This is a genomic window from Variovorax sp. EL159 (assembly GCF_900100965.1).
In the GTDB taxonomy this organism is placed as follows: domain Bacteria; phylum Pseudomonadota; class Gammaproteobacteria; order Burkholderiales; family Burkholderiaceae_C; genus Variovorax.
The window spans coordinates 1,134,187-1,160,597 of sequence record NZ_FMUJ01000002.1 but is presented as its reverse complement, the minus strand read 5'-3'; the positions used below and the strand labels follow the sequence as shown (position 1 = coordinate 1,160,597).

22 protein-coding genes are annotated in these 26,411 nt (G+C 66.2%); 14 read left to right on the top strand and 8 right to left on the bottom strand.

What is annotated here, in order from left to right:
* Positions 1-33: 33 nt before the first annotated feature.
* Complete coding sequence (locus tag BLQ28_RS11595) at positions 34-2,418, bottom strand: DNA polymerase II (RefSeq protein ID WP_093239186.1); 2,385 nt, start codon at positions 2,416-2,418, stop codon at positions 34-36.
* A gap of 310 nt (positions 2,419-2,728) precedes the next feature.
* On the opposite strand from BLQ28_RS11595, the gene BLQ28_RS11590 reads away from it, so the two are divergent.
* Positions 2,729-3,571, top strand: coding sequence for a dienelactone hydrolase family protein (locus tag BLQ28_RS11590; protein ID WP_093239185.1), 843 nt, complete (start codon positions 2,729-2,731; stop codon positions 3,569-3,571).
* A gap of 87 nt (positions 3,572-3,658) precedes the next feature.
* Here BLQ28_RS11590 and BLQ28_RS11585 read toward each other — a convergent pair whose 3' ends face one another.
* Both BLQ28_RS11585 and BLQ28_RS11580 read right to left on the bottom strand, forming a co-directional pair.
* Complete coding sequence (locus BLQ28_RS11585) at positions 3,659-4,885, bottom strand: PQQ-dependent sugar dehydrogenase (protein ID WP_093239183.1); 1,227 nt, start codon at positions 4,883-4,885, stop codon at positions 3,659-3,661.
* A gap of 163 nt (positions 4,886-5,048) precedes the next feature.
* On the bottom strand, positions 5,049-5,939 hold the full coding sequence (locus BLQ28_RS11580) for an NAD(P)-dependent oxidoreductase (RefSeq protein WP_093239182.1): 891 nt from the start codon (positions 5,937-5,939) through the stop codon (positions 5,049-5,051).
* Between the two features lie 91 nt (positions 5,940-6,030).
* Here BLQ28_RS11580 and BLQ28_RS11575 point away from each other — a divergent pair, with 91 nt between their 5' ends.
* From BLQ28_RS11575 to BLQ28_RS11555, 5 genes are all read left to right on the top strand, one after another.
* On the top strand, positions 6,031-6,918 hold the full coding sequence (locus BLQ28_RS11575) for a LysR family transcriptional regulator (RefSeq protein ID WP_093239180.1): 888 nt from the start codon (positions 6,031-6,033) through the stop codon (positions 6,916-6,918).
* A gap of 424 nt (positions 6,919-7,342) precedes the next feature.
* Positions 7,343-9,649 carry a phosphoesterase gene (locus tag BLQ28_RS11570; protein WP_093239178.1) on the top strand — a complete coding sequence of 769 codons (2,307 nt, stop codon included), beginning with the start codon at positions 7,343-7,345 and terminating at the stop codon, positions 9,647-9,649.
* On the top strand, positions 9,646-11,094 hold the full coding sequence (locus tag BLQ28_RS11565) for a cytochrome-c peroxidase (RefSeq protein WP_093239176.1): 1,449 nt from the start codon (positions 9,646-9,648) through the stop codon (positions 11,092-11,094). The genes BLQ28_RS11570 and BLQ28_RS11565 overlap by 4 nt, the downstream gene beginning before the upstream one ends.
* A 19-nt stretch (positions 11,095-11,113) precedes the next feature.
* Positions 11,114-11,728 carry a hypothetical protein gene (locus tag BLQ28_RS11560; protein WP_093239175.1) on the top strand — a complete coding sequence of 205 codons (615 nt, stop codon included), beginning with the start codon at positions 11,114-11,116 and terminating at the stop codon, positions 11,726-11,728.
* 4 nt (positions 11,729-11,732) lie between these two features.
* Positions 11,733-12,623 (top strand): 2OG-Fe(II) oxygenase, encoded by an 891-nt coding sequence (locus BLQ28_RS11555; RefSeq protein ID WP_093239173.1) that lies wholly within the window; start codon positions 11,733-11,735, stop codon positions 12,621-12,623.
* A gap of 15 nt (positions 12,624-12,638) precedes the next feature.
* Here the strand turns inward: BLQ28_RS11555 and BLQ28_RS11550 are convergent, their stop codons facing one another.
* Positions 12,639-13,079: a MarR family winged helix-turn-helix transcriptional regulator gene (locus BLQ28_RS11550; protein WP_256327249.1), complete on the bottom strand. Its 441-nt coding sequence runs from the start codon at positions 13,077-13,079 to the stop codon at positions 12,639-12,641.
* A 73-nt stretch (positions 13,080-13,152) separates the two neighbouring features.
* Here BLQ28_RS11550 and BLQ28_RS11545 point away from each other — a divergent pair, with 73 nt between their 5' ends.
* The 3 genes from BLQ28_RS11545 to BLQ28_RS11535 all read left to right on the top strand — a co-directional run bounded on the left by BLQ28_RS11545 (position 13,153) and on the right by BLQ28_RS11535 (position 15,850).
* The gene (locus BLQ28_RS11545) at positions 13,153-14,313 is read left to right on the top strand and encodes an FAD-dependent oxidoreductase (protein ID WP_093239170.1); all 1,161 of its coding nucleotides are present in this window, start codon (positions 13,153-13,155) and stop codon (positions 14,311-14,313) included.
* Between the two features lie 101 nt (positions 14,314-14,414).
* Positions 14,415-14,999: a PadR family transcriptional regulator gene (locus tag BLQ28_RS11540; RefSeq protein ID WP_093239168.1), complete on the top strand. Its 585-nt coding sequence runs from the start codon at positions 14,415-14,417 to the stop codon at positions 14,997-14,999.
* An 11-nt stretch (positions 15,000-15,010) separates the two neighbouring features.
* A complete protein-coding gene (locus tag BLQ28_RS11535; protein WP_093239167.1) occupies positions 15,011-15,850 on the top strand; it encodes a siderophore-interacting protein in 840 nt (279 codons plus the stop codon).
* A gap of 135 nt (positions 15,851-15,985) precedes the next feature.
* On the opposite strand, the gene BLQ28_RS11530 is transcribed toward BLQ28_RS11535, so the two are convergent.
* From BLQ28_RS11530 to BLQ28_RS11520, 3 genes are all read right to left on the bottom strand, one after another.
* Positions 15,986-17,518 (bottom strand): DHA2 family efflux MFS transporter permease subunit, encoded by a 1,533-nt coding sequence (locus tag BLQ28_RS11530; protein ID WP_093239165.1) that lies wholly within the window; start codon positions 17,516-17,518, stop codon positions 15,986-15,988.
* Positions 17,515-17,982 carry a MarR family winged helix-turn-helix transcriptional regulator gene (locus BLQ28_RS11525; protein ID WP_093239164.1) on the bottom strand — a complete coding sequence of 156 codons (468 nt, stop codon included), beginning with the start codon at positions 17,980-17,982 and terminating at the stop codon, positions 17,515-17,517. The genes BLQ28_RS11530 and BLQ28_RS11525 overlap by 4 nt, the downstream gene beginning before the upstream one ends.
* Positions 17,983-18,046: 64 nt before the next feature.
* On the bottom strand, positions 18,047-19,024 hold the full coding sequence (locus tag BLQ28_RS11520; RefSeq protein WP_093239162.1) for a magnesium and cobalt transport protein CorA: 978 nt from the start codon (positions 19,022-19,024) through the stop codon (positions 18,047-18,049).
* A 199-nt stretch (positions 19,025-19,223) separates the two neighbouring features.
* On the opposite strand from BLQ28_RS11520, the gene mutS reads away from it, so the two are divergent.
* From mutS to BLQ28_RS11505, 3 genes are read left to right on the top strand one after another with little or no spacing between them, the layout of a single operon-like run.
* On the top strand, positions 19,224-21,821 hold the full coding sequence (gene mutS, locus BLQ28_RS11515; RefSeq protein WP_256327266.1) for a DNA mismatch repair protein MutS: 2,598 nt from the start codon (positions 19,224-19,226) through the stop codon (positions 21,819-21,821).
* Between the two features lie 28 nt (positions 21,822-21,849).
* The gene (locus BLQ28_RS11510; protein WP_093239161.1) at positions 21,850-22,689 is read left to right on the top strand and encodes a proteasome-type protease; all 840 of its coding nucleotides are present in this window, start codon (positions 21,850-21,852) and stop codon (positions 22,687-22,689) included.
* Positions 22,690-22,703: 14 nt separating this feature from the next.
* Positions 22,704-23,522 (top strand): alpha/beta fold hydrolase, encoded by an 819-nt coding sequence (locus tag BLQ28_RS11505; protein ID WP_176801067.1) that lies wholly within the window; start codon positions 22,704-22,706, stop codon positions 23,520-23,522.
* A 43-nt stretch (positions 23,523-23,565) separates the two neighbouring features.
* Here the strand turns inward: BLQ28_RS11505 and BLQ28_RS11500 are convergent, their stop codons facing one another.
* Positions 23,566-25,038 carry an amidase gene (locus BLQ28_RS11500; protein WP_093239159.1) on the bottom strand — a complete coding sequence of 491 codons (1,473 nt, stop codon included), beginning with the start codon at positions 25,036-25,038 and terminating at the stop codon, positions 23,566-23,568.
* Positions 25,039-25,276: 238 nt separating this feature from the next.
* Here BLQ28_RS11500 and BLQ28_RS11495 point away from each other — a divergent pair, with 238 nt between their 5' ends.
* Both BLQ28_RS11495 and BLQ28_RS11490 read left to right on the top strand, forming a co-directional pair.
* Entirely contained in the window at positions 25,277-25,666 is a 390-nt protein-coding gene (locus BLQ28_RS11495) for a YciI family protein (protein ID WP_256327248.1), read from the top strand.
* A 109-nt stretch (positions 25,667-25,775) separates the two neighbouring features.
* Positions 25,776-26,375, top strand: a complete 600-nt coding sequence (locus BLQ28_RS11490; protein ID WP_093239158.1) for a GNAT family N-acetyltransferase — start codon at positions 25,776-25,778, stop codon at positions 26,373-26,375.
* Positions 26,376-26,411: the final 36 nt, after the last annotated feature.

The window sequence follows — 26,411 nt, the reverse complement described above, 5'->3', positions numbered from 1 at the left end:
GAGACAGGCTGGACAGCAGCCATTCAGTCTCAGCTAAAAGAGCCCCCGCTGCGACGTCGTCAAAGCCATGAAGCTTTCTCCAATCGGCTGAAGAATGGCATCGGCAAGTGGCTGAAGCTGCTTGGTCAGATAGTGTTCGTAGTCAATGCGCGAATGGCGGGTTTCCAGCGGCTCTGGTCCGTTCTGGGTCATGACGTATTGAATCCAGCCGCCTTTCTGATACTGCTTGGGCCGGCCGATCCGTCCGTTGTGTTCGTCGGCGATGCGAGCGGCCCGGACCTGCGGAGGCACGTTGACCAGGTAGGCATCGAGTTGATGGCGCAGGCGCTTCCGGTAGACGAGCAGGTCATCCTTGGCGCCAGCCAGCGTCGATCTCGCGTAGTCGGTCACGAACTCCTTGTAGGGCTCGCCTTGAAAGATGCGTGACAGCAGCCCCTCCTGGAACTGGCGCGCCAAAGGGGTCCAGTCGCTGCGGGCCATCTCGAGGCCGCGGTAGACCATCTCCTCCTTGCCCGTGGCATCCGCACTCAGGCCCGCGTAGCGCTTCTTGCTGCCGACCTCCGAGCCGCGAATGGTGGGCATGAAGAACTTTCTGTAGTGGGTATCGACCTCGATTTCCAGAAAGCTCTGCAGGCCCTGCTCCTCGCGCAGCGTGCGCATCCACCAGTCATTGATATCAACCGCCAGGCTTGCCGCGACGGCATGCGCCTCTTCGTTGGTGTGGGTGCGCCTGAGCCAGATGAAGATGGAATCGGTGTCGCCGTAGATGGCCTCATAACCCCGCTTCTCCACGAATTCACGCGTGAGCCTCATCATTTCGTGCCCACGAAGGGTGACGGCAGACACCAGTTTGGGATTGAAGAACCGGCACTCGGACGCACCCAGCACACCGGCAAAAGAGTTCATGAGCAGCTTCAGCGCCTGGGACAGCGGCTCGTTCTTCGCCCGCTTGGCCTCGTCCCGTGCGCGCCAAAGCGTGGTCACGATCTCCGGCAGGCAGTGCTTGTCGCGCGAGAAGACGGTCCCCTGTGGTCCCTTGACGAGCACGGTCGAGTCGCTGGCGTTCGTGCCCTCGACGAGGCCCACCGGATCGACAAGAAAGGTCCGGATGATCGAGGGGTAGAGGCTCTTGTAGTCCAGCACCACGACGGAGTCATAGAACCCCGGCTTCGAGTCCATCACGTACCCGCCGGGATAGGCCTTGCTCGGAATCTCGCCTACATTGGGCGCCACGTAGCCCAGGCGATGCATTCGCGGCAGGTAGTGGTGGCTGAACGCGGCGATGGAGCCGCCGAAGTGGTCGATCTGCAGGCCTGTGGTCTGGGCCCGCTCCATCGCGAATTGCAGCAGCTTCGCCTTGTCGAAGATGCGCAGGACCAACTCGCAGTCGCGGATGTTGTAGAGCGCAAGCGCAGGCTTGTCTTCCTGGTACCGCCGCTCGATCTCCGCCATCTTGTCGTACTCGTCGCCGATGGCCTTGCCCTCGCCCAGCAGCGCTTGCGAGACGGTCTCGAGGCTGAAGGACGGAAAGCTCCACACCGCGGCCTTGAGTGCGTCGATGCCATCGATGATGACCCGGCCCGGTGTGGGTGCGAACAGGTAGCCCTGCTTGCCCGGATGGGTTCGCCATTCGATGGGGCGACGCTCCCGGCCCAAGAGGAGTTGCACGCCGCAGTCGTTGGCTGTCTTCTGAAGCACGCGCAGGTCGAACTGGATGACGTTCCAGCCGATGAGCACGTCCGGGTCGTTCCGCTCGAACCAGTCGTTGAGCCTCTCGATGATGGCCTTGCGGGTCGGGCAATAAATGAGCGAGAAGGCCATGGGCTCGTTCGACTCGGTTTGCGGCTCCGGTGGCGCTTCGCCCAGCATGAAGACGACGCGCTCCTGCATGCCGTCCAACGCAATGGAATAGAGCGCTTCGTGCTGGCTGGTCTCGATGTCCAGTGACACGACCTTCAACGTCGGCCGGAATTCGGGCGCGGGCTTGAGCCTGCAGTCGACGATGGTGGCGCGCTCTGCCTGCCCTCCTTCCACCAGAACGCCGGCGGTGATGAAGCGTTCCATCAGGTAGCGGTCATGTGGGCGCACGTCGGCTTCGAGCAGAGGAATGCCCTGCGCCTGGAGCGTGCGTGCCAACCGGCCGAGTTGGCGAAAGTGCTTCGCGTAGACACCGAAGACGGCTTCCTGATGGAAGGTCTTGAGCTCGAGCTCACGCAGCTGCACGCCCGGCATGGCCGCGAGATGCGCTTCGACTGCGGCCCTGTGCCGGTTGGCGACGAACGCAACGCTGCTGCGGGAGTTCAGGACCACTTTTCTTGGCCCCGCGTCGGTTGCCAGCCAATACTCGATCTCCGTGCCGGCGGGAGCATCCCGCCAGTGGCGCGTGAGGATGAAGCCCTTGAGTTCAGTGGGTGTCACGGGAGCTTGGAGAGAGAGTCGGATAGAGCGGAGCGGCAGACTTGGGCATGGGCGATTTTCGCCTGCTGATGCTCAGCTGTTATCGGCGGGCATCCTCACTCGGAGCGGCATCGAGCGGTCGTTTGGCCCCATGGGTTGCGCGCAATCGGGCGTCTTCGTGTCCCATTTTTTGCCCGAGTGGTTTGGGGTTCTTTGAATGCCTTTGAGACGCCGAGCATCAGGGGCAAAAACCCATCTGCTTGCTAGCCATCCCGATCCGTGGCACAAGCTGACGCTCGACTTGTTCCTTTCCTTATGAGGTAAACCCACCGTGTGTGATCTGAACGACCAGGAAGAACTCAAGAAGTACACCCGCCGCGACTTCGGTACGTTGGCCGCATCCGCCGGACTGCTGACCGCGTTGCCCAGTGTGGCCAACGCCGTGGCTGTTGCGGAGCGCGAGGTGAGCATCGCCACGGCAGATGGCACTTGCGACGCGTACTTTGTCGCACCCACGTCGGGGCCCGCACCCGGCGTGCTGGTGTGGCCCGACGTGTTCGGCCTTCGCCCGGCCTTCAGGCAAATGGGGCGGCGGCTGGCCGAATCGGGCTACAGCGTGCTGGTGGTGAACCCCTTCTACAGGCAGAAGAAAGCGCCCACTGCAGCACAGGGCGGCCAGACGCCCATCGCCGAGGTGATGCCGCTGATGCAGGCCCTGACACCAGCCATGCACCTGAGCGACGGCAAGGCCTTCGTGACCTGGCTCGATGCCCAACGGGAGGTGGACAAGGCGCGCAAGCTGGGTACCACCGGCTATTGCATGGGCGGCCCCATCGCTGTGCGCACCGCCACCGCGGCCCCTGGCCGCGTGGGCGCGGTCGGAACCTTCCACGGCGCCGCCATGGTGACCGCAGCGCCCGACAGCCCCCATCGCCTGGTGGCCCAGACACAGGCACGCTACCTGATTGCCGTGGCCGAGAACGACGACGCCAAGGACCCCGAAGCCAAGGTCGCGCTGCGCGCCGCGTTCGACAGCGCGAAGCTGTCGGCCGAAGTGGAGGTGTACCCGGCAGCCCACGGCTGGTGCCCGCCCGACACACGGGTCTACGACGCAGCCCAGGCCGAACGCGCCTGGACGCGTCTGCTGGCGACATTCAGCACCGCACTGGCCTGATCGCAGCAATGCAAATCGGCTGGTGAACTTGCCCGGGCGCTGCGGTGCCCCGGGCAGGCCCAGCCCGTAGGCGATACCTTGACGTGACTACTTCGGCGTGAGCCGATACAAGCCGCCCTCGCGGTCGTCCTCGATCAGCCACAGCGCGCCATCCGGTGCCTGCTCGACGGCGCGGACGCGAAAGCCGACCGTCCAGTGCTCCGCCGGCGTCGCGATCGCGCCGTGCACCTCGATCCGGTGCAAGGCACGGCTCACGAGGCCGGTCGCGAACGCCGAGCCCTTCCATTTCGGAAACATCGCGCCGCTGTAGAACATCAGGTTGCCGGGCGCGAGGACAGGCGTCCAATAGATGACGGGCTTGGCGAGGTCGGGGCGCGTGTCGGGGCTGGCAATGGGCACGCCGTCGTAGTTCACCGCATAGGAGACGAGCGGCCAACCGTAGTTCTTGCCCGGCTCGATGAGGTTGAGTTCGTCGCCGCCACGCGGCCCATGCTCGAGCTCCCAAAGGCGACCATCGGGCGCGAACGCAAGGCCGTAGGGCGTGCGATGCCCCGAGGACCATATCTCGGACGGTGTCAGGTTGGGACCATCAAAAACATAGGTGCGCACCACCGGCGCGGTCTTGGCGGCCTCCGTATCCCTTGGTGGATCGATCACCGGAACCGATCGTGCGCCGGTCTTGCCCTCCATGGGGTTGCCGGGTGCGGGCTTGCCGTCGAGGGTCAATCGCAGGATCTTGCCGGCCGGCTGGTTCGGGTCCTGCGCAGGGGTGAAGCGCTGTCGGTCGCCGGCCGTGAGAAAGAGAAGCTTCTGGTCTGGCGAAAAGGCCACGGCGGCGCCGACCTGGCCGCCCTTGCCCTTGATCGGGTCGTGCCAGATGACCTTCAGGTCCTCCAGCGAGGCGGTGCCGGCGCCGATCTTGAGCGTCGCACGCGCGAGCGCCGGGCTCGAGGTGCCCCGCTCTTGGCCGGGCTCCGAATAGGTCAGGTAGATCGCGCCATCGCTCGAATACGACGGGGACAGGTAGACGCCGAGCAGGCCGTTCTGGTTCTCGTACAGCACCGGCGGCACCCCGGTGACTTCGAGCTTCTGCCCGGACTGGGTCGCGAGGAAGAGCTTGCCGATCTTCTCGGTGATCAGCATGCGTCCGTCCGGCAGGAAGGCGATGCGCCATGGCAAGTCGAACTGCGCGACCTTCGTGAGCTTGAACGGCGGCGATGGGGTCGGTGCCAGAGTTCCTGCGTTGATTTGCGCAATCACGGGCGTTGCACCGAGGAGCAACCAGGGGATGAGTCCGGACTTCAGGAGTTGCATGCTTCACTCGTCGGTTGGTAGTGCGAAGAGTATCCGGCGATCGTGAAGGGAGTGCCAGGCGCCGGGCTATCGGAGCGGCGAGCATAGAGCCCCGCTCTCCGAGACGCCCGCCGGTGCAGCACCAACGCGCTCGCAACCGGCGAAGAAGAAAACGAAGGTGGCGTTACGCGTTAGCCGTCATTGGCATGCCGTCGCGCAGCACCTTGATCACACCGATCACGTCCTCATCCGCCTGCCCGCGCCGCATGGCTTCGCCGAACACGACGCGGTTGGTACGCGCAGCCGGCAGCCACAAGCCAAGCGCCTCGGCCTCATCGCACACGAAACCGATGTCCTTGAACGCCTGGCTGATCGCGGCCTGCCGCTCGAAGTCGTCCGTCAACAGCTTGGGCGCCTTCATGCGCAGCACGTCGTTGGCGAGCGGGCCGGCCTGCGCCATTTCGAGGAACTGCCGCAGGTCGAGCCCGATGGCGGCGGCGAAGTGCACGGCCTCGGTGATGGCCTCGAAGCTGGCGATCAACAACAGGTTGTTGGCCAGCTTCATCCGCATGGCGCCGGGCACGGCGCCGCAACGCACGGTGCGCTTGCCGATGGCATCGAAGGCGGGTTGCAGCGCGTCGAGTTGCATCGGGTCGGCCGCCGCGGCCAGCACGACGAGCTGGCCTGTCTGGGCCGGTGTCTTCGAGCCCGAGACGGGCGCCTCCACATAGCGCGCACCCGCCGCCACCACGGCACGTTCGAGCGCGATCGAATACGCGGGCGCCACCGTGGCCATGAGGACGAGGGTCTTGCCTTCGACGGAGATGCCGATGCGCCCGTCCGCATCGCGGCCGAGCACGGCATCGATCTCCTTGTGGCCCGGCAGCATCAGGATGGCCGCGTCGCTGGCCGCGATGGCTTGCGCCGCACTGCCCGCGACGGCAATGCCCGCTTCGCGCAAGGGCTCGCAGCTTTCGGGGCGGCGGCTGAAGACCGTCACGTCGAGCCCGGCCTTCTTCAGGTTGCGCGCGATGGGTTCGCCCATCACGCCGATTCCGATCACACCTATCTTCATGATTTCCTTTCAGGGGAGATCAAATCTAGGCGACTCAGGTGTTCTCATAAAATGAATTATTCAGAACAAATCGTTCGGACAAGGCGAATCGATGGAACTCTCCGACCTGCAGGTTTTCAAGGCGGTGGTGCAAATGGGCGGCATCGTTCGCGCGGCGGAATCGCTGCATCGGGCGCAGTCGAGCGTCACGGCCCGCATTCAGGCGCTGGAAGAAAAGCTGGCGGCGCCACTGTTCATTCGCGAAGGCCGGCGGCTGCAACTGGCGCCAGCCGGCCGCGTGCTGCTGCAGTACGCCGACCGCCTGCTCGACCTGGCGAAAGAAGCAACCGAAGCGGTAAAGCTCGACCAGCCTTCCGGCGTGCTGCGCCTGGGCGCGATGGAAAGCACGGCGGCAGTGCGCCTGCCGCAGCCGCTGGGCGTGTTCCACGACGCGCACCCCGACGTGACGCTGGAGCTGTATATCGGCGACCCGACGGATCACACGCGGCAGGTGCTCAACGGCGAACTCGACGCGGCGCTCATCGCCATTCCGGCATCGGACAAGCGGCTGGCCTCGGTGCCCGTCTATGAAGAAGAGATGGTGCTGATCTCTGAAGCGAAGCATCCGCCGATTGCATCGCCGCGCGACATCGACGCGACAAAAGCGCTGCTGGCCTTTCATCCGGGGTGCCCGCATCGCAAGCGCTTTGAAGACTGGTTCGCGCGCTCGCGGGTCGCGCCACGGCAGATGGTGGAGATGGGCTCGTACCACGCGATCCTGGGTTGCGTGGCGATCGGCATGGGCGTGGCGCTGGTGCCGGCCAGCGTGCTCGGCACGTATGCCGAGCGCGCGCGGCTCGGGGTGCACAAGCTGAGCCCGAAGTTCCGTCATGCGCAGACGCGGCTGATCTGGCGCAGGGATGCGCCGCAGGCGAAGATCGTGGCGCTCAGGAAGGTGTTGGTCGAGCAGGTTGGCAAGAAGGCCGTGCCGGTGCGTTGATCGGTCGGTCGGTCGGGCAACGCAACCAGCCATGCGGTGACCCGCCATCCCTCATTGCCGAACACCTGCGCCCTCCTTCTCGTGAAGGCGCGTGACGCCACATCTTGATCGCACGCCATGTGCGCGATGACGTGACGGCGCGGTGGCCTGCCACCCCGCAAATATCAAACGCAGAAGCGGTTCGAATGCACCTTTCAGTCAGGTGAAAGTCAGCCTCGCTCGCGCGATTTTTCTCGCACCAATCTGAGCGCAATGCTTGCTAATTCAGAGCTAATTCTTTTGCCTTTTGACTGACACAGGGCAAACCTAGATTAGCTCGCGGTCCGCAGTACTGGCGCAACACATTTGTTGCACTGCTGCTTACACGCCCCTCCCCCACCTTTGAAAGAAGACATTGAAAGCCACTCAAAAAATCAGATCCGGCTTGTTGTGCCCCACGTTGACCGTGCTTGCAGCGTCGCTGCTGGCCGCATGCGGGGGCGGTGGCGACAGCTCGGGCTTCATCGCACTCCCTTCCCCCCCAAGCCAGCCTGCAGGCCCCAGCAGCAGCAACGTCACCGTCAGCGGTGTGCTCACCGCCAGCGCCTTCAAGCCCGGCAGCAGCACCGATCCGGTGATCAATGCCGGCTACTACGCCGGTGCCACCGTCTGCGTGGACACCAACAACAACGGTCGCTGCGACAGCGGTGAGACTTCCGTTGTCACGGATGCCAACGGCAAGTTCAGCCTGTCGCTACCGAGCGCCTCGGCACTCATCGCCGACATCGGCACCAACGCAAAGAACACGGCTACCAATACCAACGTGACCACGCGCGAAGTGTTGCGCGTCACGCTCGACCAGGTGAATGAACAAGGCACGGCTGTGGTGATCAGCCCGCTGTCGTCCGAAGTTGCGCGCCTGATTGAAGCCAACAGCACGACCTACGCGGTCGAAAAGCAGAACCTGGCCACGCGTCTTGGCGTGCCGGTCGCCTCGCTGCTCGGCGACGTGAACACTGCCAGCGGCAACGTGCAGACCGCCCTGCTCAACGAGGCCAATGCGCTGAACAACCGCTTCGCCTACGCCACCACCAAGCTGGACCGCGGCGACAAGTTCCCCGACGCACTGGCCAACCCCGGTGGCGATCCGCGCCTGAACGGCATGGCCGGCGTGACGGCAGCCACGGCCACCGTCGTGGACAACCGCAAACCCATCACCTTCCTGCAGTCGCAGCAGGCCGCCTTCAACGTCGAAGGCATTCCGCGCTACGACAACATCTTCATCGTGATGCTGGAAAACAAGGCCACGATGTCGATCCTGAACTCGGCCTACGCGCCCAAGATCAACGGCTACCTGAAGGCCGGCAATCAGCTCGTGAGCTACTACGCCACGGGCAACCCCAGCGAGCCTAACTACACGGCGCTGGGCGGTGCCGACGATTGGGGCATCACCGACGACAGCCAGTGGAACTGCGACGCCACGGGTGCCAATGCAGTGCAAGACCTGCCCACGCCCGACAACACGCAACCGGGCCTTTCCAAGTCGCCATTCGCCGCGACCTGCACGCAGAAGGTCGCCGTCAACCACAACATCGTCGGCAAGCCCAACCTCTTCAACGCGATCACGAACGCCGGCCTGACCTGGCGCACGTACAGCGAGTCGATGAACCCCGGCCAAGACTTCCGCACCGACAGCGTGGCCGATGCCAAGGTCACGGCGCAAGACAACGTCTACGCGCCAGGCACCCTGGGCGGCAACACCACGGCGGTTGGCAATGCCACGCTCACGCTGCCGCTACCTGCCGGCCTGTACAAGACCAAGCATCACCCCGGCATGGCCTACCAGAACGTGCGCAGCGCACCCGAGTGGAAGTACAGCAACCGCACCATGGGTGGCGGCCAGTGGGATGCCAATCTGAAGAACAGCCTCGACTACACGATTCCCGCAAGCTACGACTACGACCAACTCGGCACCGACCTGGCCAGCGGCAATGTCGGCAACCTGAACTTCCTGGTGCCCGACCAGTGCGACGACATGCACGGCATCACCGTGGTGGGCACCGACGGTGTCACCAAGGCGAGCGACTGCAGCAGCGTGGCCAACAACGTGTCGGCCAGCGCCGTCTCGCCGATCATCACGCGCGGCGACAACTACGTCGACTACACGGTCAAGCGCATCCAGGCTTCGCCGCTGTGGCAGAACCCGCAAAAGCGCGTGGCCATCGTGCTGATGTTCGACGAAGGCAATGCCACCAGCGGCTTCAACTCCTGCTGCGGCTGGAACGTGGCGAACAGCACCAAGGCCAACCCGCTCAAGCAGAACGCGGACGGCACGTGGTCGGTCGATGCCACGATCAACAACTACACCAACGGCAACCGCGGCCACGGAGAAAGCATCTTCGGCATCCTGACCAACCAGGCCAACGCACCCAAGGGCGTGTCGGACAGCGACGCGTACAGCCACTTCTCGTTCGTTCGCACGCTGCAGGACATGTTCCAGTTGGCCGACCCGGCCAACGATGCCTCGTACATGAACCGCTCGAAGTACACCGAGGCCTTCATCGCCGCGAACATCCTGAACCTGCCGGAGTACACGGGCAGCGCCGACACGCACTTCGACAGCGTGCGGCCGATCAACCACGCCTTCGTGATTCCCGCGAGCTACGCCCAGAAGCAATCGGGTGACGTGTCGACCACGGCGCAGGTCGGACCGGATGCCAACCAGTTCAACGTCTGGTCGCTGAAGCAATGACGGAACACCGTTCAGGCCCGAAAGGGCCGGCGGTGACGCGTCTGGGCTGGTTTGCACTGGCCGCCCTGGGCGCGGCGGGCATCGCAGGCGCGGTGCTCGTCGCGTGTGGCGGCGGCGGCGGTGGTGGCGGCTCGGTTGGCATGCTGCCGGGTGGCACCACGGCGACCGGCGGCACACCGGCGCCGGCGGCGGCCCCACCGGCATCGCCAGCCAGCACCCTGAGTCTCTCGGCGCAGGTGGGCCAGAAGATGTTCTTCGACAAGAACCTCTCGGGCTCGGGCGCCATGTCTTGCGCCAGCTGCCACGACCCGGCGCATGCCTACGCACCGGCCAACGACCTGTCGGTGCAGCTTGGTGGCGTGCACATGGACCAGGCCGGTCTTCGCGCGGTGCCCTCGCTGCGCTACAAGGACATCACGCCGCCCTACGCCGACCTGCTGGACAACCCCGACGGCATCAGCGTGCCGGGCCCCGGTGGCGGCTTCACCTGGGACGGCCGTGCCGACACGCTGGCCGCACAAGCCCGCATTCCGCTGCTCGATCCGCTCGAAATGGCCAATGCCAGCAGCGCCGACGTGGTGAAGAAGCTCCAGGCCGCCGACTACGCACCGCTCATCGTCCAGGCCTTCGGCGCCAAGGTGTTCGACAACAGCGACGCGGCCTTCGCCAATGCACTGCAGGCCCTCGAGGCCTATCAGCTCGAAGACAAGAGCTTTCATCCGTACAGCAGCAAGTTCGATCTCTACGCGGCCAACAAGATCGGCGGCACGCTCACGCCAGCGGAAACGCGCGGCCTGAAGGTGTTCACCAATCCGGCCACGGGCAACTGCGCGTCGTGCCACTACCAGGGTGCGGGCCTGAACGGCAGCTCGGCGCTGTTCACCGACTTCTCGTACGAAGCGATCAGCGTGCCGCGCAACGCAGGCATTCCCGCGAACAACGACCTGAAGTATTTCGACATGGGCGTGTGCGGCCCCCTGCGCACCGACCACGTGCCCGCCGCGCCCAACGCAGCGAACAGCTTCTGCGGCATGTTCAAGGCACCGACGATGCGCAACGTGGCAACGCGCACGGCCTTCTTCCACAACGGCGTGATGCATTCGCTGGAACAGGTCATCCGCTTCTACAACACGCGCGACACGCAGCCGGAGCTGTGGTACCCGACCGTGGGCGGCACGCCCAAGGCGACGAACGACCCGGGCTTTCCGACCTACGGCCTGATCACCACGCAATACACGGGTGGCAAGGTGCAGAAGTACAACGACCTGCCGGCCGCCTACGCGTCGAACATCGACACGCAGTTGCCGATGGACGGCCGCGCCGCCGGCTCCGCGCCTCCCATGTCCGAGCAGGACATCGCGGACCTGATCTGCTTTTTAAACACCCTGAGCGACGCGGACACGAAACCCGCGACGCCCGCGAAGCCGGGTGCGTGCGTCAATTGATCTCTTCTCTCTTTCCTTCATGAACAAGAAAAAAATCTCCCTCGCACTGGGTGTTGCCACTCTGGCTGTGCTCGCCGGTTGCGGCCCGAAGCAGCCTGAAGCCAACCTGCAGAACCTGACGGTTGCCATGAACGAATACCTGGCGAAGAGAGGCGACCTGTGCCTGGGCAAGACCCAATGGCCCATCGACGTGCCGCAACGCGAAGCCGGCACGCGCGCACGGAACGCGGTGCAGATGCCTGTGCTGGAGCGTGTCGGGCTGGTGAGTGCATCCACCGCGAAGGTCCAGGATGCCAAGGAAGGCGAACAGCCCGCCGAGATCACCGTCACGCGCTATGCGCTGACCGAGGAAGGCAAGAAGTATTTCCACGTGCGCGAGCCTCAAAGCGACTTCTGTGCGGCCCACCTCACGCTCGACACCATCGTCGGCTGGGAAGCCCCCCCGAACGACAAGGACGCGTCCGCGGTGGTGGTCACCTACACCTACAAGATCGACGCTGCGCCGTGGACGAGCGACGCCGACGTGCAGAAGGCCTTTCCGATGGTCGACCGCGTGGTGCGCGGCGCCGGCACGATGCAGCTGAAGCAGAACTTCAAGCGCACCGAAAGCGGCTGGGTTCCGGCGGAGATCTGAGCCGATGGATGCGGTGCTGCGTTTCTCGCCCGCGCTGAGTGACTGGGTGCTGCACAACCTGCGCCAGGGCGGCACGCCCGCGCAGGTGGTCGAGGCAATGCGCGCGCAAGACATGCCCGCGGAAGCAGCCAAAGCCATCGTAGATGCCTTCGTGTTCGCGCTGCGCACCGGAAGCCCCGTGCCGATCGATTCGGTCACCGTGGCACCGGCGTACCAATACGAAGCGTCGCGGCTGCCACCGGGCACGACGATCCGCACGCCGGACCGTCTCGTGCGCGTGGCGGCACGCGCGGCGCAACCCGCCATGGCCGTGCTGAACGACGTGTTCAGCGCGCAGGAATGCGAAGAGCTGATCGCGCTCGCCAGGCCACGGCTCACGCCGTCGACCACGGTCGATCCGCTGACCGGACTGGACCGCGCGGGCGAACATCGCAGCAGCCTGGGCATGTTCTTTCGGCTGCGCGAGAACGCATTCATCGCGCGGCTCGACGAGCGTGTGTCGGCGCTGATGAATCTGCCGGTGGAAAACGGTGAAGGCTTGCAGGTGTTGCACTACCCGGCCGGTGCGCAAAGCATGCCGCACTTCGACTTTCTGGTGCCGTCGAACGCGGCCAACCAGGCCTCGCTGGAGCGCAGCGGGCAGCGTGTGAGCACGCTCGTGAGCTACCTGAACGAGGTGGAAGAAGGCGGCGAAACGGTCTTCCCGGAAACCGGATGGTCGGTGTCGCCGCAACGCGGCAGCGCGGTGTACTTCGAGTACTGCAACAGCCTCGGGCAAGTTGACCACGCGTCGCTGCATGCGGGCGGGGCCGTGCTGCGCGGCGAGAAATGGGTGGCGACCAAGTGGATGCGCCAGCGGCGCTTCGTGGCTGCGGGAGAGGCGCCGGGCCTCTGACGGTGCCGGGCGGCGTCAGGCGCCGCCCATGCGCTCGATGTTCTCGTTGACCCGAAGCAGCATTGCCGCCAGCTGCTCGACCTCGGCCTGAGAGAAACCCGCCAGCGCCTCCTGCGTGTGCGCGTCCATCAGCGCCTTCGCCTTCGGCAGGCGCTTGGCGGCCAGCGGCGTCAGCGATATGAGGCGGCTGCGCTTGTCCGCCGGGTCGTCCACGCGCTCGACGAGGCCGTCGCGCTCCATGCGGGTCAGCAGCTGGGCCATGCTGGGTTGCTCGACCTGCGCGATGCGCGCGAGCTCTGCCTGCGACAGCGCCTTGCGTATCTTGAGCGACACCAACACCGGCAACTGGCCCACCGCAAAGCCGAGCTCGCGCAGGCGGCCGTCGACGATCCGCGCGAACCCGCGGTTGGCCTGGCCGATGAGCTTCAAGGGATTGGGGGCTTGGGGTTCTGTCATGCGCCGCATTCTATCTTCATAGGTTCCTATGCTAATATAAATAGGAACCTATCCTTTTACTGGAGCATCCAGAATGCACACACATCCACGCATCGCCATCATCGGCGCGGGCCCCGGCGGGCTCACGCTGGCGCGCATCCTTCATCTCGCCGGCATTCCCGCCACCGTGTTCGAGCGCGATCAAGGCCCGCTCGCTCGACCGCAGGGCGGCACGCTCGATCTTCACGAAGACTCCGGGCTGCTGGCGCTGCAACGCGCCGGGCTCGACGACGCGTTCCAGCGCATCGCGCGCTACGACGACCAGGGCTCGCGCCTGCTGGACATGTCCGGCCACCTGCTGTTCGAAGAGGCCGACACCAGCGCCGGCAACCGCCCCGAGGTCGACCGCACCGCGTTGCGCGACATGCTGCTTGCCTCGCTGCCGGCACAGCGCGTGCAGTGGGGCCGCGCACTGCGCGCGCTCAAGCGCCGGGACGATGGCTGCTGGCACCTCGACTTCGCCGAGGGCGAGGCCGGCCCCTTCGACCTGGTCGTCGGTGCCGACGGCGCCTGGTCGTGCGTGCGCCCTCTTCTGTCGCCCTACAAGCCGCAGTACAGCGGCCTGACTTTCATCGAGTTCGGCATCGACGATGTGGATGCGCGCCACCCGGCGCTCTCGCGGCTGGTCGGACGGGGCAAGCTGGGGGTGGAAGGCGGTGGCAAGGAAATCATCGCGCAACGCAACGGCAACGCGCACATCCGCGGCTACGCGATCTTTCGGGTGCCATCGGACTGGGCGGCGAAACGCTTCGACTTCGCCTCGCCCGCCGCGGTGCGAAGCGCCCTGCTCGAAGAGTTCGCCGACTATGACGACGCGATCACCGATCTCTTTCGCGCCAGCAACGACCTGTTCTTGGCGCGTCCCATCCATGCGCTGCCGGTCGGCCATTGCTGGACCCACCGGCGCGGGCTGACGCTGCTGGGCGATGCCGCGCACGTGATGTCGCCCTTCGGCGGCGAAGGCGTGAACGCCGCGATGCGCGACGCGGTCGAACTGGCCGCGTCGCTTGCCGGGGAAGGCGATTGGGCAAGCGCCGTGGCCACTTACGAAACGCAGATGTTCGAGCGCGTGATCGATGCCGCGCGGGATTCGGCCGAGGCGGCGGCCGTCCAGATGTCGCACATCGGGGAGGCGCTGGCGCTGGAACATCTCCGGCAGCACAGCAGCAGCAACAACAGCAACGTCGCCGCTTAGCGCCCGTTCATCCCGGTGGAGGCACACGTATGTCTATCGGTTTGACTTTATTTTAGATATATCTAAAATAATTCAGATACACATCAAGAAGGACTTCCACCATGAGACATTTCCACTCCAACCATCACCACTGCCACGCCGCCCGCGGCGAGCACGAAGACGGCCTGACCGGCGGTCGCGGGCATCGCGGTGGACGCGGCGGCGGCGGCGGCGGTGGCGGACGCGTGTTCGGCCACGGCGGTCTGCGCTTCGTGCTGCTGCAACTCATCGCCGACAAGCCGGCCCACGGCTACGAGCTGATCAAGGCCATCGAAGACCGCCTTGGCGGCAGCTATGCACCGAGCCCCGGCGTGGTCTACCCCACGCTCACGCTGCTCGAAGAACTCGGCTATCTCAGCGTGGAAACCGCCGACAACGGCGGCCGCAAGCGCTACAGCATCACGGAGAGCGGCCAGGAATTTCTGGCGGCCAACCGCGAAATGGCCGACGCGATGATGGCCCGCATGACGGGCGGCGTCGACGGCGCCGGCCCGCGCGGCGGCCGCCCGCCGCAGGTCACGCGCGCCATCGAAAACCTCAAGCTCGCGATGCGCATGCGTCTGTCGGGCCCGACCCTCACCGAACAACAAGCCCACGATTTCGCCGCGGTGCTCGACAGCGCCGCCCAACAACTGGAACGCATCTGACATCTTCTGAAATGACCGACTTCACCACCACATCCACCACCATCATTCCTGACCGCATGCCGCGCCGGGTGCGCCACGACCTGCGCTTTCGCCAGCTCACGGTGAAAACCGCGCAGCGCGTGACGCCGCACCTGATCCGCATCACGCTGACAGGCGACGACCTCGCGGGCTTCACCAGCCCCGGTTTCGACGACCACGCCAAGATCTTCTTTCCCGATGCGGCCACCGGCCAGTTGACGCTGCCGACGGCCGGCCCCGATGGCCCCGTGTGGCCCGCCAGCGGCCGCCCGACCATGCGCGACTACACGCCGCGCCGCCACGACGCCAAGGCCGGCACGCTCGAGATCGACTTCGCGCTGCACGAAGCCGGCCCGGCCACGCAATGGGCCGAGCAAGCCAAGCCCGGCGACATCGTCGGCGTGGGCGGCCCGCGCGGCTCGTTCATCGTGCCGACCGCGTTCGATTGGCACCTGCTGATCGGCGACGACACCGCCCTGCCCGCCATCTCGCGCCGCCTGGCCGAACTGCCGGCCGGCGCACGCGCGGTCGTGCTGGCGGAGGTCGACAGCGAAGCCGACCAGATTCCGTTCGAGACGCGGGCCGAACTCACGCTGCAATGGGTGCACCGGCACGGCGCGGCGCCAGGGCTGAGCCCCGTGCTGGTCGATGCGCTGAAGGCGATGAAGCTGCCGGCCGGCGACTTCCATGCATGGGTGGGATGCGAATCGGCGATTGCCAAGGCGCTGCGCGCTCACCTCGTGGGCGAACGCGGTGCCAATCCGAAGTGGACCCGTGCGTCGGGCTACTGGCGGCGCGGCGCAGCGGCAACGCACGACTCGCACGACGAGTGATCCCGTCTTGCTCCTTCCCCCTCTGGGGGAAGGTTGGGATGGGGGCAGGCGGCGCCTGTTCGGCGCAATGCCTTATCGAACGCCGCTTGCCCCCACCCCTGCCCTCCCCCAGTGGGGGAGGGAGAAAAACCCAGGTCAGTGCGGCACTTCGGCCGGGCCTGACGCCGCGGCATCGCGCCGCGGACTCCTGATCAACAGCAACAGCGGAATCGCCAGCAGCGTGATCACCATCATGATCGCGAAGTCGTCCAGGTAGCCGATCAGCGCGCCCTGCCGCGTGACCTCGGCGTTCAGCAGCGCGAGCCCGCTCATCGTGTCCGGCGACATCATCTGCGGCAACGTCGACAGCGCCTGATTGCCGGGCGCCACGGTCGAAGCGATCTGCGCGTGCGCCTTGCTCGAGCCTTCGGTCAGCAGTGCCTGCACGATCGAGATGCCCACGCTGCTGCCGATGTTGCGCAGCAGGCTGAAGATCGGCGTGCCCTGGTTGCGCAGGCGCGGCGCCAGGGTCGCGAAGGTCGCGGTCGACAGCGGCACGAAGGTGAAGCCGATGCCCAGCCCCTGGATGAAGCCCGACACGATGATCAGCGTGCTGTCCATCTGCAGCGTGAGCCGCGTCATCTGGTAGAGCGAGAAGGCCGTGAGGCCAAAGCCCACGGCCATGATGGCGCGCACGTCGATGCGCTGCACGAGGCGCCCGACGATGATCATCGCGATCATCGTGCCGACCCCGCGCGGCGCCGTCACCTCGCCGGTGTAGACCACCGGGTAGCCCATCAGCCCCTGCAGGAAGTTGGGCAGCAGCGCCATCGTCGCGAACAGGATCATGCCGACGATGAAGGCAAACAGCAGGCCGGTGACGAAGTTGCGGTCTTTCAGCAGGTCGCGGTCGAAGAACGACACGCCCTGCACCGTCCACGTATGGACCACGAAGAAGCCGAAGGCCACCAGCGCGGCGGCGGCTTCGAGCTTGATCTCCCACGAGTCGAACCAGTCGAGCTGCTCGCCGCGGTCCAGGAAGAGCTGCAGCATGCCGATGGCCAGGCTCAGCGTGACGAAGCCGAAGATGTCGAGCTTCTCGCCCTGCGGCCGGCTCTCGGGCAGGTAACGTGCGATGCCCCAGAAGGCGAAGATGCCCACCGGCAGGTTGATGAAGAACACCCAGCGCCAGTCGAAGTTCTCGGTGAGCCAGCCGCCCAGCAGCGGCCCGAGGATGGGCCCGACCATGATGCCGGCACCCCAGATGGCCATCGCCTGGCCGACCTTCTCGCGCGGGTTGATGTCGAGCAGTACCGCCTGCGACAGCGGCACCAGCGCCGCACCGAAGATGCCCTGCAGCAGCCGCGCGCCCACGATGCCGACCAGCGAGGTCGCCATGCCGCATAGCGCCGAGGCCACCGTGAAGCCGATCACCGAGATGAGGAACACGCGCCGCCGGCCCCAATGCCCGCACAGCCAGCCGGTCAGCGGCAGCGCGATGGCCGAGGCCACGATGTACGAGGTGAGCACCCAGGTGATCTGGTCCTGCGAGGCCTGCAGGCTGCCCTGCATGTGGGGCAAAGCGACGTTGGCGATCGTGGTGTCGAGCGCCTGCATGATGGTCGCCAGCATGATCGAGATGGTGATCATGCCGCGGTGCGGCACCTTGGTTCCGGGTGCGACGCTCATGGCTTCGGCTCCCCGCCCGAGGTGATGTCCATCAGGCTGCCGCGCAGTTTGGCGAGCATGCTCAGCAGTTGCGCCCGCTCGGGTTTCGACAGCACCGCCATGACGCGGTCGTTGAGCCCGTCGCTGATGACCAGGGCGGCGTCGAGCGCCTTCTCGGCGCTGGGCTCCAGGTGGATCTTGTTGACGCGGCGGTCCGTGAGGCTGGGCTCGCGGCGAATCCAGCCGGCCGCGGCCATGCGGTCGCACAGGCCGGCCACCGCCATTGGAGTCAGGTCGAGCCGCTGCGCGAGTTCAGCCTGCGACAGCGGCTCTTCGCCGTCGTGCATGGCCAGTGCGCCGAGCAGGCGGAACTGGGCGCTGGTCAGGCCGATGCGCGCGCGCGCAAGGCGGTCGAACTCCTCGCCGTAGAGCTTGCCCACGCTCTTGAGGAGAAAGCCGAAACGCTGGGTGAAGTCCCTTTTCATAAGGGACTTGATTATCTACATGTTTATTAGTTGAGACTTAGCGGCAACAGCGACAAGCTCGTCGTCAAAGCCAGCCCGCGCGCCTGAACCGGTAATAGAGATAGCTGCAGGTCGTGACGATCAGCCCCAGCGCCACTGCATAGCCGTAGCGGAATTTCAGCTCCGGCATGTTCTCGAAGTTCATGCCCCAGATGCCGGCAAAAGCGGTGCACACCGCGAAGATGCTGGCCCAGGCCGCCAGCCGCTTGGTGACTTCGCTTTCCTCGATCGTGACCATCGACAGGTTCACCTGGATCGCCGTGCCGATGGTGTCGCGCATGGCATCGATCGAGCCATTGATGCGCCCCAGGTGGTCGCCCACGTCGCGAAAGTATTCCTGCGAGCCCATGCAGATCTGCGGCACGCGGCCGCCGTGCATCTTGCCCGCGGCCTCCAGCAGCGGCGCCACCGCGCGCTTGAGGATCATGCTGCGCCGCTTCAGGTCGTAGAGCTGCTTGATCTTGTCGCGCGCCGCGCCGCCCTGGCCGAAGATCTGCTGCTCGATGGATTCCAGCTCGACCTCCAGCGCATCGATCACTGGGAAGTAGCGGTCAACCACCGCATCCATCAGCGCATACAGCACGAAGCCCGCGCCGTTGCGCAGCAGGTCCGGCTCGCGCTCGCAGCGTTCGCGCACGCCCAGAAAGCCCTGCTTGCTGCGGTTGCGCACCGACAGCACGTAGTTGGTGCCGACGAACACGTCGACCTCGCCCACGTTCGTGCAGTGCTCGCCTTCGGCCGAGGGCTCCACCAGGTGCATGACGACGAAGAGCGAATCGCCGTACTCCTCCACCTTCGGGCGCTGGTGGCCATGGTGGGCGTCTTCGACCGCCAGCGGATGCAGGCCGAACTCGTGCTGCATCTCGGTCAGTTCCTCGTCCGAGGCATCGCTCAGCGCCACCCAGACAAAACAGCCCGGCCGGCTGATGTAGTCGCTGATGTCCTCGACCGAAATGTCGGCGAGCTTGGCGCCGTTTTCATACGCCACGCAATTGATCAGCATCGGTACCCCACACAGTTCACATGGATTGGAACTTCCGATGGTGCCACGCCCCCCGGGCCGGGGGCAGTCGTCCCCGATAATGTGTCGGCCCCGGGGTTTTCCGAGCGCATCTTTTCTCTCCCATGGACTCAACGACGTGCCGGTGAAAACCACGAACGATCAAGCACCTTCCGCCAACGACTTCTCGGGCCACACGCCCATGATGGCGCAATACCTCGGCCTGAAGGCCAACCATCCGGACACCCTGCTGTTCTACCGGATGGGCGACTTCTACGAGCTGTTCTGGGCCGACGCCGAAAAGGCAGCGCGTCTGCTCGACATCACCCTCACCCAGCGCGGCCAGTCGGCCGGGCAACCGGTGGTGATGTGCGGCGTGCCCTTCCACGCGGTCGACACCTACCTTGCACGGCTCATCAAGCTGGGCGAATCGGTCGCCATCTGCGAACAGGTGGGCGAGGTCGGGGCCAGCAAAGGGCCGGTCGAGCGCAAGGTGGTGCGGGTGGTCACGCCCGGCACGTTGACCGACTCGGAACTGCTCAACGACAAGAGCGAATCGCTGCTGCTCGCGGTGCATGCGGGTACGCGCAATTTCTGCGGGCTCGCGTGGCTCAGCGTAACCGGCGCCGAACTGCGGCTGGCCGAATGCCCGGCTGATGCGCTCGAAGCCTGGATCGCCCGCATCGCGCCGAGCGAGCTGCTCTACAGCGCCGAGGTCACGCCAGCCTTCGAGCAGCGCCTGAAGGCCGCGCGCGCCGCCACGCCCTTCACGCTGTCGATCCGCCCCGCTTGGCAGTTCGACGGCGGCCTGGGCGAACGCAAGCTCAGCGAGCAGATGGGCAGCAACAGCCTGGCCGCCTGGAACGCCGAGTCGCTCACCAACGCGCATGCCGCGGCCGCCGCGCTGCTGGGCTATGCAGAGCACACGCAGGGCCGGGCCCTGTCGCACGTGCAGCGCCTGTCGGTCGAACGCGACGGCGACCTGATCGAGCTGCCGCCCACCACGCGCCGCAACCTCGAACTGGTGCAGACGCTGCGCGGCGAAGACTCGCCCACGATGTTCTCGCTGCTCGACACCTGCATGACGGGCATGGGCAGCCGCCTCGTGAAGCGCTGGCTGCTCTCGCCCCGGCGCGACCGCACCGAGGCGCAGGCCCGGCTCGAAGCCATCGGCGCGCTGCAGGCCACGGTGCTGGGTGGCACGGCCGCGCCCTGGCGCACGCTGCGCGAGCAACTCAAGAACACCAGCGACGTGGAACGCATCGCCGCCCGCATCGCGCTGCGGCAGGTGCGGCCGCGCGAACTGCTGGCGCTGCGCCTGGCGCTCTCGAAAGCGGAACAGCTCGCACCCCTTCTGCCCGCGTCCGCCGCGCTGCTGGCGCAGATTGCCGAGCGGCTCGCGCCGCCGCCGGGCTGCGCCGATCTGCTGACCAGCGCGATCAAGCCCGACCCGTCGGCGCTCGTGCGCGACGGCGGCGTGATCGCCACCGGCCACGACGCCGAGCTCGACGAGCTGCGCGCCATCAGCGAGAACTGCGACGACTTCCTGCTCAAGCTCGAAGTGAGCGAGCGCGAGCGCACCGGCATCAGCAACCTGCGGGTGCAGTTCAACCGCGTGCACGGCTTCTACATCGAGGTGACGCAGAGCGCGCTCTCGAAGGTGCCCGACAACTACCGCCGCCGCCAGACGCTGAAGAACGCCGAGCGCTTCATCACGCCCGAGCTGAAAGCCTTCGAGGACAAGGCCCTGAGCGCGCAAGACCGCGCGCTGGCCCGCGAGAAGTGGCTCTACGAGCAGTTGCTCGACGCGCTGCAGCCCTCCGTGCCCGCGCTCACGCAGCTGGCCGGCGGCATCGCCACGCTCGATGCGCTCTGCGCGCTGGCCGAGCGCTCGCACACACTGCACTGGCGCGCGCCGACCTTCGTGGCGCATCCGTGCATCGAGATTTCGCAGGGCCGCCACCCGGTGGTCGAGGCCCGGCTGGCCGAAAAGTCGTCGGGCGGCTTCATCGCCAACGACACGCAACTCGGACCGCAACAGCGCATGCAGGTCATCACCGGCCCGAACATGGGCGGTAAGTCGACCTACATGCGGCAGGTGGCGATCATCGTGCTGCTGGCGTCCATCGGCTCGCACGTGCCGGCGGCCGCCTGCCGGCTCGGCCCCATCGACGCGATCCACACCCGCATCGGCGCGGCGGACGACCTGGCCAATGCGCAGTCGACCTTCATGCTCGAGATGACCGAGGCCGCGCAGATCCTGCACAGCGCCACCGCGCAGTCGCTGGTGCTGATGGACGAGATCGGCCGTGGCACCAGCACCTTCGACGGGCTGGCGCTGGCCGCAGGCATCGCGGCGCAGCTGCATGACCGCAGCAAGGCCTTCACGCTGTTCGCCACCCACTATTTCGAGCTGACCGAGTTTCCGGCCACGCACCACGGCGCGGTGAACATGCACGTGAGCGCCACCGAAGCCGGCCGCGACATCGTGTTCCTGCACGAGATGCAGCCCGGCCCGGCCAGCAAGAGCTACGGTATCCAGGTGGCACGCCTCGCCGGCATGCCGGCAGCGGTGGTCAACCATGCACGGCAGGCGCTCGAGGCACTTGAATCGCAGCATGCGCAAACTCGTGCACAGGTCGACCTGTTTGCGCCCCCTCCGGTGGCCGAAACACCGCTGACCAGCGCCGTAGAATCCGCGCTGGCCGCGTTGGACCCCGACACCATGAGTCCGCGCGAGGCCCTCGACGCGCTCTATGCCCTCCAGAAACTGAACACGCGTGAACGCAGTGCCGCCTGAGCGGGCCTGATTCATGCGAGACGAACTCATGACTTATTGCGTAGGCATCAAACTCAACGCCGGCCTGGTGTTTCTCTCCGACTCGCGCACGAACGCGGGCGTGGACCACATCAGCACCTTCCGCAAGATGATCGTCTACGAGCAGCCGGGCGACCGCGTCATGGTGCTGCTGTCTTCGGGCAACCTGAGCATCTCGCAGTCGGTGCGCGAAATCCTCCAGATCGAAGAGCTTCGTGAAACCCGCGAAGACGGCACGCAGGGCGAGCCCATCACGATCTGGAACGCCAAGAGCATGTTCGATGCCGCGCGCGTGCTCGGCTCGGCGGTGCGCCATGTGTACGACCGCGATGCCGAAGCGCTCAAGCATGCGGGGCTGGACTTCAACGTGTCCTTCATCTTCGGCGGGCAGGTCAAGGGCGAAGGCATGCGCCTCTTCCTGGTCTACGCGGCCGGCAACTTCATCGAAGCCACCACCGAGACACCCTACTTCCAGGTGGGCGAGTCGAAGTACGGCAAGCCGGTGCTCGACCGCGTGCTCACGCCCGAGACGCCGCTCGACGAAGCCGCCAAGTGCGCGCTGGTGTCGATGGACTCGACCATGAAGTCGAACCTGTCGGTCGGCCTGCCGCTCGACCTGGTGGTGTACGAAGCCAACAAGCTCGAAACCGACCGCGTGATCTGCATCGATGCCGACAACCCCTACTACCGCATGATGCACAACAGCTGGGGCCAGAAGCTGCGCGAAGTGTTCGACAGCATCGAAGACCCGGTGTGGGACGACAGCGCCACCGAGCATCCGCTGAAGATGCCCGCCACGCGGCACAGCCCGCTGCGCAAGATCTCGACCCCCGACGAAAAGCTCATCTGAGCGCGGCACCGGCCATGGCCATGCCGCCCGTCGTCTTCTCGCACGGCAACAGCTTTCCTGCGAGCACCTATCGCGTCGTCCTCGACAGCCTGCGCAACCGCGGCTTCGAAGTCGATGCCATCGAGAAATTCGGGCACGACCCGAAGTACCCCGTCACCGACAACTGGCCGCACCTGGTGCAGCAGCTGGCCGACTTTGCAAAGCAGCGCGCCGACCGCGCGGGCGGCCCGGTGTTCCTCATCGGCCATTCGCTCGGTGGCTTCCTCAGTTTGATGTGCGCCGCGCTGCACCCGACGCTGGCCAAGGGCGTGGTGCTGATCGATTCGCCCATCCTCGGTGGCTGGCGCGCCAACACGCTGAACGTGGTGAAGCGCACGCCGCTCATGAAGAGCATTTCGCCCGGCGCCATCAGCCGCAAGCGCAAGAACACCTGGGCGCACCGCGAGGCGGTGTTCGAGCATTTCCGCAGCAAGAAGGCCTTTGCAAAGTGGGACGAGCAGGTGCTGCACGACTACATCGACCACGGCACCTTCGACGGCCTGAACGCCGGCGAGGACAGCCGCGAGCTGAGCTTCGACCGCGACGTGGAAACCGCGATCTACAACACCCTGCCCCACAACCTGGGCGCGCTGCTGCGCAGCCATCCGCTCAAGTGCAAAGCCGCCTTCATCGGCGGGCGCCAGTCGGCCGAAATGAAGCGCGTGGGCATGGCGATGACCCAGCAGGTCACCAAGGGCCGCATCGCGATGCTCGACGGCAGCCACTTGTTTCCGATGGAAAAGCCGCTCGCCACGGCCGCCGCCGTCGAGGCCGCGCTGCGCAACCTGCTCTGAGCGGCGGCCCCTTGCGGGGCCTCACCGAACCGTCATCGGGCCATCACCCCTGGGTCACGTGCACGCCCGGCCGCTGGCCAGCATTCCACTTGCCATCGAGCGCCCGCTCGATCTGCGCGGCCAACTGCAGCAGCAAGCCATCGTTGGCTTGCGCCGCTTGCGCCTGGATGCCCAGCGGAAGCCCGTTCTCCTGGCTGGCCATCGGCAGCGAGATGCCCGGCAGCCCGCACAGGTTGGCCAGCGGCGTGTACGCGAAGTTGCGCCACAGGTTGGCGAACCAGTCATGCACCGAAGGATTGGTGCTGGTCGTGAGGTATTCGATGGTGCCGACGCGAGGCGTGGGCAGCGCGGTGATCGGCGTCAGGATGATGTCCCAGCGCTCGAAGAAATCGCCGAAGGCGCGCGAGGTGGTGTTGAACACCGCCTGCATCTTCGCGCGCTCGGTGTACGAGGTATGCAGCCCCGCTTCCCATATCTTGATATTGATGGGCTCCAGCAGCGCGGGCGGTGGTGTTTCGAGCCCCAGCCGCGCCAGCTGGCCCGCGATGACCTGCGCGAAGTTGCTGATGTAGCAGGTGGTCTGGGCCGCGAACGCGGTCTGGAAGTCCACCTCGGGCAGCGCCCATTCGACATGGTGGCCCAGGCCTTCGAGAAAGCGGCCGACACGTTCCAGCTCGGCCACGAAATGCGGCGTGGCGCGAAAGTCGCCCCATTCGTGCGACAGCGCAATGCGCAGGCGGCCGGGGTCGCGTCGGATCAGTTCGCTGTAGGGCTCGGCCGACGACCAGAAAGGCATGAACTCGCCAGGCGCACCGCCGCGGCAGTTGTCGACGAAGGCCGCCGTGTCGCGCACCGTGCGGCTGTGGCAGCCCTGGATCGACACCAGCCCCGACAGGTCCGACAGGCCCGGCGCCAGCGAGAACACGCCGCGCGACACCTTCAGGCCGATGTTGCCGTTGACGCCCGCCGGAATGCGGATGGAGCCACCACCATCGGTGGCGTGCGACAGCGGCAGCACACCGGCAGCCACCACGGCGGCGGTGCCGGCCGACGAGCCGCAGGTCGTGTAGTCGAGGTCCCAGGGGTTGCGGGTGACGAAGAGCGCGTTCTCGACCGAGCTGCACACGCCGAACTCGGGCGTGGTGCTGCGGCCCACGATGTTGAGGCCGGCCTTGCGGATCTTGCCGGTGAGAAAGCTGTCGGCCGCGGGGCGATGGCCCTGCATCAGCAGCGAGCCGAACTCCTGCAGCCGGCCCTTGAGCGTCGGGCCCAGGTCTTTCATGAGGTAGGGCACGCCGGCGAACGCGCCATCGGGGTTCATGCCGTCCTTCAGCGGGTCGGCCACCACGTCGTCGAAGACCTCGACCACGGCGCTGGTCTGCGGGTTGACCTTCGCGATGCCGGCCGCGGCCTGCGCGGCCAGTTCGGCCGGCGTCACGTCGCCCTTGCGGACCCGTTCGGCCAGTGCCACGCCATCGTGTGCGGTCCATTCTTCCCAGCTCATTGCCAGCGTCATCTCGGTGGGTTCCTTTGTTCCTTGGGGTGTTGCGGATGTGTTCGGGGTGCGTTCGCCCAGCGTAGCCGCACCCGGCAAAGCCGTCGTGGCCGTGCGGAGACGTCACACCAATGCAGTCGGCCAATGCAGTCGGCCAATGCAGTCGGCCAATGCGGCGGCGCAAGCGCACCGCGCACGGGCACCCTTTTGCCGAACGCATCGGCGCGCCGCATACTCGTGCGGCGTCGGATGCAACACAATGAAGACCATGCTCTATGCCATCCTGATCTACGGTTCGGAGTCTGCTGCGGCCGCCTGGGCACCCGGTGTCGAAGAAGACCTGCTCGAGCGCCATGCCGACCTGCGCGACGACCTGCAGACGCAAGGCCGGCTCGGCACGGTGCTGCGGCTGATGCCCGATGCCGCCACCACGGTGCGCCGCGCCGGCGACACTCATCCACTGGTCACCGACGGCCCCTTCGCCGAGACGAAGGAACAGCTCATGGGCCTGTACGTCGTCGAATGCGAAACCGTCGAAGAGGCCACGCATGCTGCGCACCGGCTGGCCTTCGAGACGGGCGTGTTCGAGATCCGGCCGATCACCTGGTACGACCCGGGCGCAATCCCGGCGCGCATCCCGCAAGTCTGACCGAAGCGGCTGAATGCGCACGGAGCGCCGTGCGGGCGACATCGCGCGGGGCGCAGCCGGGGCTCCCTAGAATCGCGCGGGTCATCAAAGAAGACCCCGCCCCACCCGCATGCCGCTGCCCGAGCCCCTGTCCACACCCGCCCTTGTCGACGCGCTGATCGTCGATCCGTTCTACCTGGCGATCTCCGTCGATTTCGAGAACGACCTGCCCGTCCGCAAGGCGGTGCTGGCGGCGTACTTCGGGTACTCGCTGGGCGAGGCTGGCCGGACCGGGCGTTGCGAAACGCTGGAAGACCGCGAACTGGGCGCCGCGGCATGGCTGCTGCCACGGAGCGCGCAGGCAGACACGCAGGAGTCGGCCGCCAAAGACGCGTTTCTGTCGCGCACGCTGGGCCCGCGCGGTTACGCGAACTACAACCGCATCGTCGACTTCATGGGCCCGCACGCGAGCGCCGCCGTGCCGGCGCAGGCCTGGTACCTGTCGATCCTCGGCATCTCGCCCGCCGCGCAAGGGCGTGGCCTGGGTGCGAGGCTTCTGGCCCCCACGCTGGCCGAGGCGGATGCGGCAGGCGTCGCCTGCTACCTCGAAACCTTCACGCCGCGCAGCGTGGCGTTCTACGAGCGCATGGGCTTCCAGCGCAAGGCCGCGCCCCTGGAGCCCGTCACGAACTCGGTCTACGAGATCATGTGCCGGCCCGCCAAGGGTTAACCCGTTCCGCCTTCAAAACCAGGGCCGACGGGGCCA

Excerpts from the sequence above, each read along its gene's own strand:
- BLQ28_RS11585 (WP_093239183.1), bottom strand. The coding sequence starts at position 4,885 with ATGCAACTCCTGAAGTCCGGACTCATCCCCTGGTTGCTCCTCGGTGCA.
- BLQ28_RS11580 (WP_093239182.1), bottom strand. The coding sequence starts at position 5,939 with ATGAAGATAGGTGTGATCGGAATCGGCGTGATGGGCGAACCCATCGCG.
- BLQ28_RS11575 (WP_093239180.1), top strand. The coding sequence starts at position 6,031 with ATGGAACTCTCCGACCTGCAGGTTTTCAAGGCGGTGGTGCAAATGGGC.
- BLQ28_RS11565 (WP_093239176.1), top strand. The coding sequence starts at position 9,646 with ATGACGGAACACCGTTCAGGCCCGAAAGGGCCGGCGGTGACGCGTCTG.
- BLQ28_RS11560 (WP_093239175.1), top strand. The coding sequence starts at position 11,114 with ATGAACAAGAAAAAAATCTCCCTCGCACTGGGTGTTGCCACTCTGGCT.
- BLQ28_RS11555 (WP_093239173.1), top strand. The coding sequence starts at position 11,733 with ATGGATGCGGTGCTGCGTTTCTCGCCCGCGCTGAGTGACTGGGTGCTG.
- BLQ28_RS11550 (WP_256327249.1), bottom strand. The coding sequence starts at position 13,079 with ATGACAGAACCCCAAGCCCCCAATCCCTTGAAGCTCATCGGCCAGGCC.
- BLQ28_RS11545 (WP_093239170.1), top strand. The coding sequence starts at position 13,153 with ATGCACACACATCCACGCATCGCCATCATCGGCGCGGGCCCCGGCGGG.
- BLQ28_RS11540 (WP_093239168.1), top strand. The coding sequence starts at position 14,415 with ATGAGACATTTCCACTCCAACCATCACCACTGCCACGCCGCCCGCGGC.
- BLQ28_RS11535 (WP_093239167.1), top strand. The coding sequence starts at position 15,011 with ATGACCGACTTCACCACCACATCCACCACCATCATTCCTGACCGCATG.
- BLQ28_RS11530 (WP_093239165.1), bottom strand. The coding sequence starts at position 17,518 with ATGAGCGTCGCACCCGGAACCAAGGTGCCGCACCGCGGCATGATCACC.
- BLQ28_RS11525 (WP_093239164.1), bottom strand. The coding sequence starts at position 17,982 with ATGAAAAGGGACTTCACCCAGCGTTTCGGCTTTCTCCTCAAGAGCGTG.
- BLQ28_RS11520 (WP_093239162.1), bottom strand. The coding sequence starts at position 19,024 with ATGCTGATCAATTGCGTGGCGTATGAAAACGGCGCCAAGCTCGCCGAC.
- mutS (WP_256327266.1), top strand. The coding sequence starts at position 19,224 with ATGATGGCGCAATACCTCGGCCTGAAGGCCAACCATCCGGACACCCTG.
- BLQ28_RS11510 (WP_093239161.1), top strand. The coding sequence starts at position 21,850 with ATGACTTATTGCGTAGGCATCAAACTCAACGCCGGCCTGGTGTTTCTC.
- BLQ28_RS11505 (WP_176801067.1), top strand. The coding sequence starts at position 22,704 with ATGGCCATGCCGCCCGTCGTCTTCTCGCACGGCAACAGCTTTCCTGCG.
- BLQ28_RS11500 (WP_093239159.1), bottom strand. The coding sequence starts at position 25,038 with ATGACGCTGGCAATGAGCTGGGAAGAATGGACCGCACACGATGGCGTG.
- BLQ28_RS11495 (WP_256327248.1), top strand. The coding sequence starts at position 25,277 with ATGAAGACCATGCTCTATGCCATCCTGATCTACGGTTCGGAGTCTGCT.
- BLQ28_RS11490 (WP_093239158.1), top strand. The coding sequence starts at position 25,776 with ATGCCGCTGCCCGAGCCCCTGTCCACACCCGCCCTTGTCGACGCGCTG.